Source organism: Candidatus Hydrogenedentota bacterium (assembly GCA_035450225.1).
Taxonomy (GTDB): domain Bacteria; phylum Hydrogenedentota; class Hydrogenedentia; order Hydrogenedentales; family SLHB01; genus DSVR01.
Genome location: DAOTMJ010000001.1, coordinates 280,277 through 295,280 on the forward strand (window position 1 = coordinate 280,277; position 15,004 = coordinate 295,280).

The following is a 15,004-nucleotide window of genomic DNA, read 5'->3' on the forward strand; positions in this document are numbered from 1 at the left end:
GCCGTGGCCGCTCATTGGCGCATGGACAATAGATGGGGTATAGTCGGGTCGGCTTGTAATAAAAGGCGATCATGAATCGGGATCAACTATTGGCATTGGCGGACCTTGTGCCGCACTGCGCGCGTCGCGTGCTCGTGGCCGGCGTGTACGATGAGACACTGGCCACCAATCTGCGCGGACGTGGCGCGACGGAAGTGCATGCGCTGGCGGATCCTATGCGCGAAATGCCGGGATTTGATTCGGTCCAGCCGCTTTCTCTGCGGGGCGATTTGCCTTTTCCGACTCGGTATTTCGATGCAATTCTTTTGCCGATGATGGATGCCGACCCTGAAAACACCGAAAAAACGATCATGGCGCTAGCCCCTTTTCTTGCCAAGAACGGTTACGCAATGGGCGAAGCCGCCAACGCCGCTTATTGGCGTAATTTAGGCCGTGGAACGAACATTGAATCAATACGCGCCGTTTTAGAAGCCGCCGGCCTTCAACTGTACGGCTTGTCCCATAGTGTCGCCGAAGACGATCCCGAAGCCGAACAGGATGGCGACTGTCTCGTAATTGAAGGACGGCGATTGCATGCCCCGGACGAATCCGCGCGCCAGTCGCTATTGACTCCCTTTTACCGGTTCACGGCGATTCGTCCTGAATACAATCCGATGGAACACGCCTGTGCCCGTTTTGATGCCGGTCATCCGGAAGAGGCGTATGAAATCCTCGCGCAGATCCCCCCGATCTGTTTCGATAACCCGGAAGTGGCGACGGCCATCCATTCAACGATCCTCCTATGCCTGTTGGCGCTGGTTTCGCCGGATACGAGCACGTCAAAGAACCTGAATCGGTTGATGAAGGCCCAATGGTCGTTTTACAGCGCGATTGCCCTCTCTCCGCATTTGCAAAGCGCCTATCGCGCCCAGGCGGAAATCTGGCATCGCATCGGCCATGCCGACATGGCCGTCCGCCTGCTCCGTTCCATTCAGCATGTTGCGCCGGACAAAGATGTGGCGGCCCAATTGGCGGGCTATGGATCGCCTTCTCGCATCGAAGCGCCGGACGACACGGCGCCCCCATGGAATCCGCCGGCGCATGCGCCGCGCCTGTTGTTTGTTACGCATCCACGTCCGCATTACGGGCTGGATATCCTGTACGACGGACTCTGCGCGGTCCTCGGCGATGAAAACGTCGTTGAGTTTCCATGGAAACCGTCGCTCCACGGACAACCGCCCGCCACGATGGCAAACTATCCCTGCGTATTTGACAGGCCGGGCGCGCGGTGGACGCTTGACGCGGTATTGAACGCACTGGACAAGGGAACGTTCGATGCCGTGCTGTACGGTGACCTCGAGCAATCCCTGCGGCGCACGACCGCACGGCGCATTGTGCAGGCGGCCGCCGGCACGCCGGTTTTCCTGTTCGATGCGCAGGACACGTGCGACGACAGGCGCGCGGACATGACGGAATTCCTCCGCATCCCGTCGTTTGCGGGCGTTTTCAAACGGGAAATGCTGATTGGCGCCGATTATGGACCCAACGTGTTTCCGCTGCCGTTTGCCTATCCGGATGGGCGCGTGCCGACCCTTTTGCCGGACGAACGCCCCTACGACCTGTTTTGGGCGGGCCATCGCGAGTTCGGCCTGCGCCGGCTCTACCTTGAACGCCTCGAATCGCTGACCGGGCAATCGTTCAGTCTGGCTTTTCCACAGGAAGATTATGTGAAAGTAATGCGGGCGTCCCGGATCGGCTTGAATATTTTTGGGATGGGATTCGACACGGTCCGTTATTGGGAACTGCCCGCCCACGGCTGTATGCTGCTCGCGGAACGCCTGCCAATACGCGTCCCGCACGGATTTACCGACGGCATCAACGCGGTCTTTTTCGACGATATGCGGGAATTGGAAGAAAAACTGGCCTATTACATCGCCCATCGCAACGAGATTGACCCGATAGCCCGCGCGGGCCACGCGCATTTCCTGCGGCATCATACCGGCAGCGCCCGGGCGCGGCAGGCCCTCGCGTGGATGCGCCAATGCGGGGCCTTCGACCGTTGTTACATGAGCACCGCGTAACGCACGATGAATGCCAGCGCGATGACGTACATGACCGCGTGAACTTCCCGGCCCCGGCCGGACAGCCACTTGATGGCGGCAAATGAGACACATCCTGCCGCAATGCCTTCCGTGATTCCGTAGCCGAACACCATGATCGCAATCGTCAGAAACGCGGGCAGGCTTTCCGTGACGTCATCCCAGCGCACGCGGCGCAGCGGCGCCATCATCATGAATCCGACGAAGATCAGCGCGGGCGCGACAGCGGGGTACATGCTGACATGGAGTTCGGTGGACTTCAGATGATAGAAAGCCGCGCCGATGTCCTGGCCGGCGATATGAATGATGGGCGCGAACGCGATGGCGAGTATGAAACAAAGGCCCGCCACAATGGCGGCAAGGCCGGTCCGGGCGCCGGCCGCCACGCCTGCCGCGCTTTCAATGTAACTGGTAACGGTAGACGTCCCGAACAGCGCGCCGACGCTGGTCGCCATGGCGTCGGCAAAAAAGGCTCGCCCGGCGCGTGGCAGGCGGCCGTTTTCGTCAACGAAGCCGGCCTGTGTACCCACGCCGATTAGCGTGCCGACCGTGTCGAATAGAACGAGGAAAAAGAAGAGGAGGATGGCGACAAGGGCGTCAGGCCAACGGGTGATCAATTCCGAGACATCGAGTTGGAAGAAGGTCGAAAAGTTCAGGGCAACCTCCGGACGGGTCCAGGGAATGATGCCGGTCGCTAGGCCGATGCCGCAACTGGCCAGCACGCCGAGAAGAATCCCGCCGCGAACGCCTCGCGCGTGCAGGACGGCAATCAGCAAAACGCCGAACAAGGTCAAGAGCGCGGGACCGGTGTGGAATCCGCCGAGCCGGACCATCGTGGTCGGGCTGAGCACAATGATGCCGCCCCATTGCAGGCCGATGAATCCAATAAAAAGACCGATAGCGGGACCGATGCTGTTCGTGAGGCATTGCGGCAGAACGGCAAGGATCATTTCGCGCGTGCGAAAGATCGAAAGCAACATGAACAAAATGCCGGAAATGAACACGATCGTCAACCCCGCCTGCCAGGAGAATCCCATCCCGCCCGGGAACGTCGAGCAGACGGTGAAAGCAAAAAGAAAATTCTCGCCCATGCCGGGCGCCAGCGCAAACGGATATTTGGCCAAGACGCCCATCAGCACGCAGGCAAAGGCCGACGACAGGCACGTTGCCATCAGCACCGAACCAAAATCCATGCCGGCCATGCTGAGAACGGTCGGTTGAACGAATACGATGTAACTCATCGTGGCAAACGTGGTCAAACCGCCCACCACTTCGCGGCGGACGCTCGATCCGGCCGCTGCAATACCGAAGTATCGATCCACTATGCCTGCCATGATGTGTCCTCCCATTCACATCGCCCCAAAGTCGCAAGCGGCGCCCGCTATGACGGACGCCGCCTATCGAACACGTTCAATGCAATCTATGATCGGGCCGCTCTCCGAAAGAGCTGCGCCAGCAGCGCGGCCAGCGCCGCCGCGACACCGGCCAGCACGATCCATGCCGCGCGCGATCCGGTCGCATGCACATCGAAAGGAATCGCTGCGCCAAACGCCATCCGCTGGCCAATCTGCACCACGCCGGAATGGTTGATTTGAATCTCGGCATAGGTTTGTCCATTCGACTGAACCAAGCGGACGCTGTCCGGAACAAGCCAGCCCGTTACGTTGCCGCCGCGATACCAGCCTTCATGACCGGCGGATTCGCTGTAGTAAAAAACTTCGATCGCGGCGGGATTCGTATCCACGGACACAGGGATTTGAATGGTTACGGGCGCATCGTAGACTCCGGCCGGTAGTATCCGATAAACAGACGATCGGGCATTGGCCGCCACGGGCGGAATCGGCCGCACGTTGAAATCTTCCTGCATGCGCAGGCTGCCGCCGGTCTCTGTTTTGTCCTCTGCCACCACGAACGTTTGGGAGACAGGGCCGAGAATGTCGCCTTTCACCGTTACGCCGCCCACGGCCAGTGTGACCATTTCGCCGGCCGGTAAAAGCGAATCGGGCGCAAATACAACCCAACCATCCCGGTTGTCGCCGGGTGTCGTGGCGCGCCATGCGCCCCCGGAAACCGTTCCGGCGCTCGTGGTAAGCGCTGCCCACACGGTGGACGGATCCACGCCGTCATCCGAACCCAATCGAATCGCCAAGCGGCTGTCCGCCGCAATTTTGGAAGCCGGTTGATTTTCCACGCTGCGCGGCAATGTCGTTTCAACAATACGGTCATCCAGACGCTTGAAAATCGCCCCACAATCCGTTTCGTCCTTATTGTCGAGTTCCAATCGGACTTCGACCAAGGCGTTTTCATTCACATGAACCGTCACGGCCACCGTCGTGGGTTTGTAGGAAGGCGCCGAGACCGTAACCGTGTAGTTGTCCGGGCGCACATGGGTAAAGACATACTCGCCGTATTGGTTTTGCGTCATGACGCGCCCGACCGGGTCGAGGCGCACCGTCGCGTTGGTGATGGGCGTAATCGAACCGACGGCGGACACTCGGCAGGTAAGCGTCGCGGCGCTCGCGAAATAGTTGAATCCGCTGGCCAAGGTCGCCGTTCCGCCCTCATTGGTAACGGACACGTCAACCGTTCCGGGCGCATGCGCAGGGATGGCCACAGTCAATTCGGAATCGCCGGCAGCCGACACGCTCGCCGCCAATCCGTCAAAGGTCACGCTTTGCGGATTGGCCAACCCGTCTCCGATTATCCGCACCACGTCACCTCCCGCGATGGATCCCTGGTTCGGGAATATCGAAAAGATGCGCGGAACCTTTACAAAGAGGAAAGCGTCGGCGCGAATGGCGGGATCCATCGCGCTGCGCACTTCAATGTCCACCGTTCCCACCGCGTGCGGGGGCGTCGTTACATACAGCCGCGTGTCCTCGCGCGAAGACTCATCAATGACGCCGGCTGTGCCGCCAAACAGGACTTGACGCGCGATGGCAAGATTCCTGCCCCTGATCAGGATGCGGGTTCCACCCGCCGCCGAACCTCTAGCGGGCTGCACGGAACCGATGGTCGGTTGACCCATATAGGTAAAACCTTGAAGCCGGGTTGCTTCGCCGAGCGGGGTGGTCACGACAACGTCCACGGGACCTTCCGGATTCGGCGAGGCGGGCGTTGACACGGGCGTCCTGACGGTTACAGATTCGGTTGTTTTCGCCAGAATTTCGAGCAGCGTGCCGCTGAACAACACGGAACCAGCTCCATCAAGCCGCCGTCCGTTGATGATTACCGTTTCGCCGCCGCGCACCGCGCCGGCGCTGGGCGTTATGGATGTAATGGCCGGGAGCGGGGTAAACACCGCGGTAACGTTCTTATCCGCGTCCATGGTCAGCGCGGCGACGTTCGCGGTTCCGCCCACGTCGCCCCGCCACTCCTCGAACCGCCAGCCGGCCTCGGGTGTGGCTATCAGCGTCAATTGCTTGCCGTCCACATACGCGTATTCGCCTTCCGGCGGCGACACGCGGCCCTCGCCCTCGACCGACAAGACAAGTCGGCGGATCGTTCCACCGACAAACACGGCACGAATGCTCTTGTCGCCATTCATAATCAATTCAACCTGATGGAGATCGCCGGAGAGATCCCCCGTCCATCGGTCGAATGCGCTGCCGGCATTCGGCACGGCCCCTACTTGGAGTTTCGTGTTTTTCTTGAATCGGTACAGCTGATCGCTTGACCGCTGAAATCCGTCCGGCGGCAGCATGGGCGATATGGCGATCGTGCCCGATCCTTCCACCACCGCCGCGAGGGTGTAGTCGTAGCCGTCTCTGACGAAAACGGCGGTGAGCGTCAAATTCTTCGTGATTTCCACCACGCCCTGGCCGGTGTCGGTATCGCCGGCGGCAACGCCGGTAAGCGCGCCTTCCCAATGATCGAACCGCCATCCGAGATCGGCCACCGCGACAGCCGGCACCGACGTGCCTTCCTCGTAGGTATGCACGCCCGGCTCGGGCGAGATGGTTCCGCTTCCCGAAACCGCCGTGGTCAGTGTGTAGAGTTTACCCTGCTGCTTGAAATGGGCGGTCAAGGTCTTGTCGCCGTCCATCGTGACCTTCTTGGGATTGGTCTTGTCCGCCGTATTGTCGTTCCAATAATTGAACACATAACCCGTGTTGGCGGTGGCGGTCACGGAAACCTGCCGATTGCTGGGATATTTGCCGTCGGCATCGGGCGCTGGATCCCGGGTAAGCGTCCCGGCTCCCGGCGGATCCACGACAATGCCGAGCGTGTAGCGCTGGGCTTCGTTGCCGAAGACGGCGATGACATGCGTGTCGGCATTGAGCGTGACCGTGATGGGATTCTCCGTGCCGCTGGCGTCGCCTTCCCAATGATCGAACCGGAATCCCGGCGCCGGAACGGCCGTGACCCGCTTCTGATCGCCCTTGCAATACGAACGGGCGCCTTCGGGTGGATCGACGGTTCCGGTGCCGGCATCACGCACTTTAGTGTACAGCAGAAACGTCTCGTCGCAGCACTTGCCATCGAAATAAACGTTCAAGTCACGCGCCTGCAGAATAGGGATATCGGTACAGAGATTTTCCTGGCTGAGTTGGTTGCCGCGCACGTCGAACACATCCGGCACCAATTGCCCCGGGGCGCGCGCGCCCAGCCCGGCGTTGCCCACCAGCGCGCTGATGTCGCCGATGTCGTTGTTGTACAAGGTGAGCACGGCCAGCGACGGAAGGCCCGCAAGCGCCGTTACACTCCGGATTCGGTTCCGGTTCGGATAGCCGAGATCGTTATGCAGATAAATCTGGGACGGCGAAATCAGCGTGTTGCCTTCGAGATAAACCAGCGAGGCAAGCGGCCCGATATCGGAGATTTTGTTGTTCGACAAGTCGAGAATGATGAGATTGGCCAGCGGTGTAATGGGCGACAAGTCTTCGATGGCGTTGTTGGATAGCACCAAACGCTTAAGATCGGTCAGTTCGGACAAGGCTGACACATCGGAAATTCGATTACTTCCCAGATCGAGAGAGAGCAGGGACGTCATGTCTCTCAGTGGCGACAGGTCCGAAATTTTATTGTCGCTCGCGGAAAGGACTTGCATGAACGCCAGGGAACGAACCGGGGCAAGATTGGAAATGTCGTTATTGGCGGCGTAAAGTTGGGTAAGTCCGCTCAGGGACTCGATACCATAAAGGCTCGATAACACACGGGTCTTTGTAAGTACGCCATTGACCGTCTGTTCGACGAACTGGTTCTGTATTTCCAACTTCGCCAGACCGAACATACGGCTCAAGGGATGCAGGTCGCTTATCGCGTTGTTCGACAGATTGAGGCGTTGAACCGTGGAAAGCGTGCTCATCGGCGACAAATCCGCGATGCGATTGCCGCCCAAATTCAGTTCCACGAGATTGATGCAGGCGCGAATGCCGGTCAGATCGGAAATCATCGCGTTCGAGGCATCCAGTTTGGTGAGTTGCGCCAAGTCCGTTTCGTACAGGCTGCCCGACCGAATGCGCGCCAATTCGTTGGAATTCGCCGAATGCTGCAGCAACTGAAGCAGCGCCCAGCGGATTTTCCGGCTGAGGTTTGTGTCGGGAATGTCCACCACCCGGATGCCGCACGCTCCGGACCGGTATACCGTTACGCCACGGCTTTCCATTGCCGGGATATGGGTGCAGTACGCCTCCTGATTGAGTTCATTCCCCGTCAGGTTGACGACGTCTTCCATGTCTATGCCGGCATTGTTTGCAAGGGCGGCGATATCCTTAATCATGTTGTCTTCGAGAAACACAAAATGAAGTTGACGAAGATTGGCCAACGGGACAAGGGACACAACCTGGTTGCCGCGCAAGTAGATTTCTTCAAGTTTGGTCAGCGAAGCCAGCGGCGAAATATCGGAAATGGCGTTTCCCTGCAACTGCAGCGACTTAATCTGGGTGCAATATTCGATTCCGGTCAAGTCTGTAATACCGCGATATGGCGCATTCAAGGCATTCAGCCCGCGCAACTGGGTATCCAGGATGGGCGGAGCGGCCTGGACAAGCGCCTGAAGGACGGCCTTCTCCAAGTTCTTGTCGGGAAACGTGACTTCCACCTGCGCCGAGGCCATGATCGGCGCGAGCGCCGCCACCGCCAAGAGCAGACCCGGCAATCCCTTCCATTGCACCGCGTTCGTTCGCATTGCTGCCTCCTCATTCTTGGAAGCGCCGCCCGGCGCGGCGTTTCCGCGCTTACCGCCACTGACGCCAATGGGCTTTTGCCCGGCATCGGGACAAATGCCGCCGCTTCGCGAGGAATTCCCGCGTCATGGACCGGCTAAGCATTATATCCCGCATAAGTTTACAGTGTCGTACACAAAATGTAAAGTGTTTTCTACCCCAGCCCATTTTGAGAAATGTTATAAGGACGCCCAACTCAAAGACAATCCGGCGTGCCGTTACGGCGCATTGTGGTCCTGGGAATCTTTCGGTTCCGGTTCGACAATACGATTGGCCTGATTTCCGGGTATATCGAGCGTCAATTTGCCCCAGTACAAGCCCTTGCCATCGGCCCTGCCGGTCCTCCCCCGAAGGCATTGCGTATCCGAAAAACCCTCAATGCCGACAGACCAATCTTCACGATATTTTTCCACAACGTGGAAGTCGTTGTCGGCTTTTATCAAGATTTTGGGTTCGCCATAGCATCCGAACCACCAGCCGTCATTCCAGCGGCAAACCGTTTGTATGCCCAGAAACGTGTAGCCACTGTCGAGAACATGACGCTTTACGAAAGCGAAACCGGCGTCGTATTCGTACACGTAATTTTCCTTGTATCCTTTCGGGAGGCCGCCGACGATGAAAAACCGCCCCTGATGCCACGCCATGCCGCCCGCCCCGTGAACCACTTCGGGCACGGCGTGTTTGGAAAGCAGGTTGAGGCTGTTTCCATCGTACACATAGACCCATGAATCGGCCTTGCCGGGTTCTTCGTTGAACAATCCAAGGTTTACGGCCACATACACCTTGCCGTCATGCCAGGCGGGATCGCCGTGATGGGAGGGCGCGGCGGCATAAGCCAAACGACGCCCCTCGAGATCCGTCTTGACAACCGCCTGGGTGAACGACCAGTAAATGGCGTTGCCGGGTTCGATCGCGATTCCCTGAAGGTGTCCCTCGTATGCGCCTTCACAGACGATTTCGGCAAAGGCGCCTCCGGCTGGGGCCAGGCATGACGCAAAAAAGAAACAAAATACACAAAGACACACGGCGCGATGGTTCATGGCCATTCTTTCCCGTTCGGCAACGCAGGTTCGCTTTGGCAACAATAATGCAGTATGATACGACAAAATCGGTCCCAAGGCGAACAATGGATTGCGAACACGGGCCGAAAATGCCGGAAAGGATGCGCCATGGTGAAGATTTCACGCGCGTTGTTGAGTTGTTACGACAAGACGGGCCTGGTGGAATTGGCAGGGGTGCTCAATGAGTTTCGGGTGGAGATTATCGCAACGGCCGGCACGCTGAAAACATTGCGGGATGCGGGCATTGCCGCGATGAGCATTGCCGATTTCACCGGAGTGGCCGAAATGCTGGATGGCCGCGTGAAATCGCTTCATCCGAAGGTTCACGCGGGTCTGCTCGGCATTCGCGACAATAAATTGCACGTCGAACAGATGCAGGCCATGGATTACAAATGGATTGATTTCGTCGCCGTAAACCAGCATCCGCTGGATTTGCTGGCCCGGCAACCGGGCATCACGGTCGAGGAACTTATCGAGCAGACCGATATCGGCGGAACGGCCATGATTCGATCGGCGGCCAAAAATTTTCGTTATGTGACGGTGGTGGTAAACCCGGCAAGGTACAAAACAATCCTTCATGAAATGCGCGCGCACGAGGGCGCGGTCACGTTCGCCACACGGTTCCGTCTCGCACAGGAAGCCTTCGCATGCACCGCCGCATACGACCGGTTCATCGCGGATTATCTCCGCAGCGCGGAACCGCCCAAAGAATAGGACGTCGAAAAAGTTCTGTCTCAGACAATGTGCATATAGAAGATTGTTTGTTTCGACTGTTTCCAATCCCATCCAATCCGGAGGAACGCATGAAAATCCTTGTGATCGGCAGCGGCGGGCGTGAACATGCCCTTGTATGGAAGTTGGCCCAAAGTCCCCTCGTCGAGGCCCTATATGCCGCTCCGGGCAATCCCGGCATGGCGCAACATGCCGAATGTGTCGCCATTCCAGTAACAGAGACGGGGGCCTTGGTGGATTTTGCCCGCGATCATGGAATTGGGCTGGTGGTTGTGGGACCGGAAGATCCGCTTGCGGACGGCATCGTGGATCGTTTTGGTAAAGCCGGCCTGGTTGCGTTTGGACCTTCCGGCGCGGCGGCGCAACTGGAAGCGAGCAAGATATTTGCCAAGCGCTTCATGCAGCGCCACGGCATCCCCACGGCGGCCCATGCCGAATTCGACAATGCGGAAGAAGCCATCGCATACGCGCAACGACAGGGAACGCCCCTGGTCGTCAAGGCCGATGGATTGGCCGCGGGAAAAGGCGTCACCGTTGCGCGCGACATGGATTCGGCCGTCAAGGCCATTCGGGAGGCGATGGTGGAGGGCGCTTTTGGCGCGGCGGGATCGCGAATCGTAATCGAGGAGTGCCTATTGGGCGAAGAAGCGTCCATACTCGCCTTTTGCGATGGAAAAACAGCCGTTCCGATGATGGCCAGCCAAGATCACAAGCCGCTGCTCGACGGGGATGCCGGTCCGAATACCGGCGGCATGGGGGCGTATTCGCCGGCGCCGGTGGTCACGGCGGATCGAATGGAAGAGATTGTGTCGCGCATCCTGGAGCCGTGCGTGGCCGGCATGGCCGCCGAAGGCATGCCCTACAAGGGCGTGCTGTACGCCGGACTCATGATTACGACCGCGGGACCGCGCGTGATCGAGTTCAATTGCCGCTTCGGCGATCCGGAAACGCAAGTGGTGTTGCCGCAATTACAGTCGGACCTTGTGCCCGTCATGCAGGCATGTTGCGAAGGCAGTCTGGAGAACATGGAAATCTCGTGGAATTCGGGCGCGTGTGTGACCGTCGTGATGGCGTCCGGCGGTTATCCGAAGTCGTATCCAAAGGGCAAAATGATTACCGGAATCGAGGAGGCCGAGCGCGAACCGGGCGTCAAGGTCTTTCATGCAGGCACAAAACAGACACCGGACGGCCTTGTGACAAACGGCGGGCGCGTACTGAACGTGACGGCATTTGGATCCGATATCGCCTCCACCATCGAAAAAGCCTACGGGGCCGTTCGCCGTATCCACTTCGACGGCGCTCATTTCCGAACCGATATCGGCGCGAAAGCCCTCGCGCGCACGTAGCGCGCCGTTCCGGTTGGCAGAACCTCAACGCGCACAGCGGAATTTTGGGTTCCAGCCGAGTTTGTCCCTTGCGCGGGCATAGCAGACAAGCGAACCATAACCGCCGCAAGCCTCCAGCCAGGCACGATCCACGGGCACGCCGGCAAAATGGCGTCCGGCAAGATCCATCGAAGGGATTGTGCTGCGCTGATCTTCGGCATGAACAAGAAACGCCTCGTAGCCCTCAGGGGGATCGTATTCGATCGCGCGCGCAATCGCCTCGACCAGATCCATCACGCCGATATAGTCGCAAAGGTGCGGATAGTCGGGCGGCGGTTGTGCCGCCATCGAATCCAGCGATTCCACGCTGACAATATAGGGCGGGCGGATCGTTACGACAGGCTTCCCAAACCGCCGCACATACGCCCGGCACCAGTACTCGGCCTCGACTTTCGAGCATGCATAATAATCCGTTGCCATGGACGGCTGATCCTCGTCAACGGGCAGGCGACGTGGCCGGTTTGTAAACGGCGGTTCCGACAGTCCGTGGTACATCAGCGACGAAATGAAGACAAACCGCTCGACACGAGGATTGCGGCCCGCCGCTTCGAGCACATTGAACGTGCCGAGGACATTGGTTTCAACAAGGGCATGGTACGGTTTCCGTGTTCCAGGTATGGCCGCGCAATGGACAACCGTGTCGGCGTCCGCCATGGCTCGTTCGACGGCCTCCGAATCGGTTATTGAACCGATAGTGAATGTTCCGCCAGCGACATCGGGCGCGCGCACATCAAACGGAATGACATCATGCGCGTCACGCCAAACGCGCAAACAGGCGGCGCCCAAGCGCCCGCTCGAGCCCGTGAGGAATATGCGCCGTCGCATGCCGTCAAGACCGGTAGAGGCTATGGCCGATGCCCATCGCCTCGCGGCACGCCTCGACGGTTTCGAGCGCGACGGGCGTCACGCGCTTGGCGTTCTCGTACAGGAACGCCCGTACCGATTCCTCGTTGTTCGCCGGGTCGTTGAATCGCTCGATGATGGGTGCATTGAACGCGGAGACGTATTGGGCCAGCGTGGTTTTCAGCGTGCCGTAAAAGCGTTCGCCGCGGCGATACTTGCCCAGGAAATCCAGAAAAACCTCGTTCGGCGCCAGCAGGCTGAGCAACCGGTACAGCACGCCGACGCTGGCCGGCATCCGCGGAATCACAATATCCGGTTCATCGCTGTCCGTGTCGAGAGGCAGCGGCTCGGTCGAGGTCTGCACGCCTTTGATTTTCTTCAAGACCGTCGCCGGATCGTCGAGCAAGTCGAGCGTGTTGTTGTCGCTCTTGCCCATCTTCGCCGAACCGTCGAGGCCGGGCAGACGCAGCGCTTCCCGAGACACGGCCGCGGGCACCTTGAGCGTCTCGCCGAAACGGTGGTTGAACCGTTGCGCGATGTCCATGGCCATTTCGACGTGCTGCCGTTGGTCGTCGCCGACGGGCACCTTATCCGCGCGCACGATCAAGATGTCCGCCGCCATCAGCACTGGATAGCCCATCAAGCCGTACGACAACGGATTGCCTTCGACATTGGGCGTTTCCTCGAGTTTTCCCATCTTGTCCTTGTACGTCGTGCCGCGTTCGAGGAAACCGATGTTCGTAATCATGCCGAGCAACAACGTCAGTTCCGCGGTACATGGCAGGTCGCTCTGGCGGTAAATGACCGATTTTTCCGGATCGAGTCCGCAGGCCACATAAGTCCGCAGCATGTCGATCGTCTGACGGTAGAAGTCCGTCCGCTCCGAAATCGTCGTCAGCGCATGATAGTCCGCGATGAAGTAGTAACAGCAATGCCCCTGTTCCTGCAGGCGGATGAAATGCTGGATGGCGCCGAAATAATTGCCAAAATGCAACCGGCCGGTAGGCCGGATGCCGGATAGAATAATCTCGCGTTCGCTTGCCATGAATTTTTCCTCGCGGGTCCTGTGGAAACGCCTCAAGAATACTCCATCGCATACGCATGTTTCCACGTCTTGACACCGAAGGGGAACAGGGTACGTCTACAAACGCAGGCCGGAAACGCGACGAGGAGATGCAAAATGGACAAGAAGATTGGGGCCGGATTCCTGCTCTGGACATTGCTGATCGGTATTTGTTTCGAGGCAACGGCGCTCGGCTGGATATCCGTCCGAGACGGGCGTTTCACCGACGAATCGGGCCGGCACGTCATCCTGCACGGCATCAACGTGGGAAACAAAAGCGCGCCTTATTTCACAAAGGATGGCCCGGAAGACTATGCCCGGATGCGTTCATGGGGATTCAACTGCATCCGGCTCCTGATTTTCTGGGCGGCGCTCGAACCGCAATGCGGCGTGTATGACGAGAAATACCTCGCCGCGCTGGATGCGCGCGTCGCATGGGCGCGCGACAACGGCATGTGGGTGCTGCTCGATCTGCATCAGGATCTGTGGGGCGAGGGAAAATGCCGGGGCGACGGCGCGCCGGCGTGGGCAACGCTCGACAACGGGCGCCCGCACGCCTCGCTGGGATTTGTCTGGAGCGACGCCTATCTCGTCAGCGGCGCGGTGCAATCCGCCTTCGACAATTTCTGGTCCAACGCGCCCGCGCCGGATGGCATTGGGCTACAGGATCATCTTGCGCGCGCGTGGAAATTGGTCGCGGAACGCTACGCCAACGAACCGGCCGTTGTGGGCTACGATTTGCTCAACGAACCATTCATCGGCTCGCCGATTCTCGAAGCGGTGGCGTCCATTATGAAACCGCTTGCCGAGGTTGCACGCGAATCGCCTCTGAACCGCGAAACGCTGTTCGAAAAATTCTCGGATGTCGCTTTGTTTCGGAGGGTTGTGGACGAAGCCGGGCCGGTGTTTCAACAGTTCGAACGGGAAAAACTCGGCCCGTACCACCAACGGATGGCCGATGCGATTCGGAGCGTGGATTCGCGGCATATCCTGTTTATCGAGCCGTCGCCGTCCTCGAACCAAGGCGTTCCAAGCGCGTTGCCGCCGGTGCTGTTGCCGGATGGTTCGCCCGATCCGCGACAAGCGCTGGCGCCCCATGCGTACGACATCGTGACGGACGGGCCGACACCGGAGATGGCGGACGAGGGGCGTCTCCGTTTCATCTTCGATAGGCACATGGAAACCGCCCGGCGTCTCAACATGCCGATGCTGCTCGGCGAATGGGGCGCATTTTACGGTTCGTCGCGCGTCCTACCCGCGGCGCGCGCGGTGCAGCGTCAAATCGAGCGGACACTCTGCAGCGACACCTATTGGGATTCGCACGACAAGATTGATCAGACGGTCTACTTTGAAACCCTCGAAAGGCCGTACCCCATGGCGGTCGCGGGCATCCTGCGCGAGTATGCCTTCGATCATGAGACCGGTGTTTTCACGTGCGCCTGGGAAGAAGACCCCTCCCAGGGACAATCCTCGATCGTGTTCCTGCCCGCACGCCGGTTTGCGAACGCGGAGGCGCCTTTCCCGGATGCCCGCATCGAACCCATCGCACCCGGCACATCGAACCTGATCCTCACGATTCCCGCCGGAAACGAAAAGCGCAGGCGCGACATCCGTCTATCCGCACCGGTAAGGTGATCGAAAGCAAAGAAAAAGGGCAGGCGCGAAGGCCTGCCCT

9 protein-coding genes are annotated in these 15,004 nt (G+C 59.2%); 4 read left to right on the forward strand and 5 right to left on the reverse strand.

Annotation, left to right across the window (positions count from 1 at the left end):
- The first annotated feature begins 71 nt into the window (after positions 1–71).
- The gene (locus tag P5540_01095) at positions 72–2,060 is read left to right on the forward strand and encodes a glycosyltransferase (GenBank protein HRT63395.1); all 1,989 of its coding nucleotides are present in this window, start codon (positions 72–74) and stop codon (positions 2,058–2,060) included.
- Here the strand turns inward: P5540_01095 and P5540_01100 are convergent.
- The 3 genes from P5540_01100 to P5540_01110 all read right to left on the reverse strand — a co-directional run bounded on the left by P5540_01100 (position 2,042) and on the right by P5540_01110 (position 9,285).
- On the reverse strand, positions 2,042–3,412 hold the full coding sequence (locus tag P5540_01100) for an NCS2 family permease (GenBank protein ID HRT63396.1): 1,371 nt from the start codon (positions 3,410–3,412) through the stop codon (positions 2,042–2,044). The two genes, P5540_01095 and P5540_01100, sit on opposite strands and share 19 nt — an antisense overlap.
- Positions 3,413–3,498: 86 nt before the next feature.
- Complete coding sequence (locus P5540_01105; protein ID HRT63397.1) at positions 3,499–8,208, reverse strand: leucine-rich repeat domain-containing protein; 4,710 nt, start codon at positions 8,206–8,208, stop codon at positions 3,499–3,501.
- A 255-nt stretch (positions 8,209–8,463) separates the two neighbouring features.
- Positions 8,464–9,285, reverse strand: a complete 822-nt coding sequence (locus tag P5540_01110) for a hypothetical protein (GenBank protein HRT63398.1) — start codon at positions 9,283–9,285, stop codon at positions 8,464–8,466.
- Between the two features lie 129 nt (positions 9,286–9,414).
- Between P5540_01110 and P5540_01115 the strand changes: the two genes are divergently transcribed.
- Positions 9,415–10,020, forward strand: a complete 606-nt coding sequence (locus P5540_01115; GenBank protein ID HRT63399.1) for an IMP cyclohydrolase — start codon at positions 9,415–9,417, stop codon at positions 10,018–10,020.
- A gap of 89 nt (positions 10,021–10,109) precedes the next feature.
- Positions 10,110–11,384 carry a phosphoribosylamine--glycine ligase gene (gene purD / locus P5540_01120; protein HRT63400.1) on the forward strand — a complete coding sequence of 425 codons (1,275 nt, stop codon included), beginning with the start codon at positions 10,110–10,112 and terminating at the stop codon, positions 11,382–11,384.
- A 24-nt stretch (positions 11,385–11,408) separates the two neighbouring features.
- Here purD and P5540_01125 read toward each other — a convergent pair whose 3' ends face one another.
- Positions 11,409–12,248: an NAD(P)-dependent oxidoreductase gene (locus tag P5540_01125; protein ID HRT63401.1), complete on the reverse strand. Its 840-nt coding sequence runs from the start codon at positions 12,246–12,248 to the stop codon at positions 11,409–11,411.
- 4 nt (positions 12,249–12,252) lie between these two features.
- A complete protein-coding gene (gene trpS, locus P5540_01130; GenBank protein HRT63402.1) occupies positions 12,253–13,311 on the reverse strand; it encodes a tryptophan--tRNA ligase in 1,059 nt (352 codons plus the stop codon).
- 135 nt (positions 13,312–13,446) lie between these two features.
- Between trpS and P5540_01135 the strand changes: the two genes are divergently transcribed.
- Positions 13,447–14,964, forward strand: coding sequence for a cellulase family glycosylhydrolase (locus P5540_01135; GenBank protein ID HRT63403.1), 1,518 nt, complete (start codon positions 13,447–13,449; stop codon positions 14,962–14,964).
- Positions 14,965–15,004 lie beyond the last annotated feature (40 nt).

Bases quoted from the DNA above. Each gene is read 5' to 3' on its own strand.
- P5540_01100 (HRT63396.1), bottom strand. From the start codon at position 3,412: ATGGCAGGCATAGTGGATCGATACTTCGGTATTGCAGCGGCCGGATCG.
- trpS (HRT63402.1), bottom strand. From the start codon at position 13,311: ATGGCAAGCGAACGCGAGATTATTCTATCCGGCATCCGGCCTACCGGC.
- purD (HRT63400.1), top strand. From the start codon at position 10,110: ATGAAAATCCTTGTGATCGGCAGCGGCGGGCGTGAACATGCCCTTGTA.
- P5540_01110 (HRT63398.1), bottom strand. From the start codon at position 9,285: ATGAACCATCGCGCCGTGTGTCTTTGTGTATTTTGTTTCTTTTTTGCG.
- P5540_01095 (HRT63395.1), top strand. From the start codon at position 72: ATGAATCGGGATCAACTATTGGCATTGGCGGACCTTGTGCCGCACTGC.
- P5540_01105 (HRT63397.1), bottom strand. From the start codon at position 8,208: ATGCGAACGAACGCGGTGCAATGGAAGGGATTGCCGGGTCTGCTCTTG.
- P5540_01115 (HRT63399.1), top strand. From the start codon at position 9,415: ATGGTGAAGATTTCACGCGCGTTGTTGAGTTGTTACGACAAGACGGGC.
- P5540_01125 (HRT63401.1), bottom strand. From the start codon at position 12,248: ATGCGACGGCGCATATTCCTCACGGGCTCGAGCGGGCGCTTGGGCGCC.
- P5540_01135 (HRT63403.1), top strand. From the start codon at position 13,447: ATGGACAAGAAGATTGGGGCCGGATTCCTGCTCTGGACATTGCTGATC.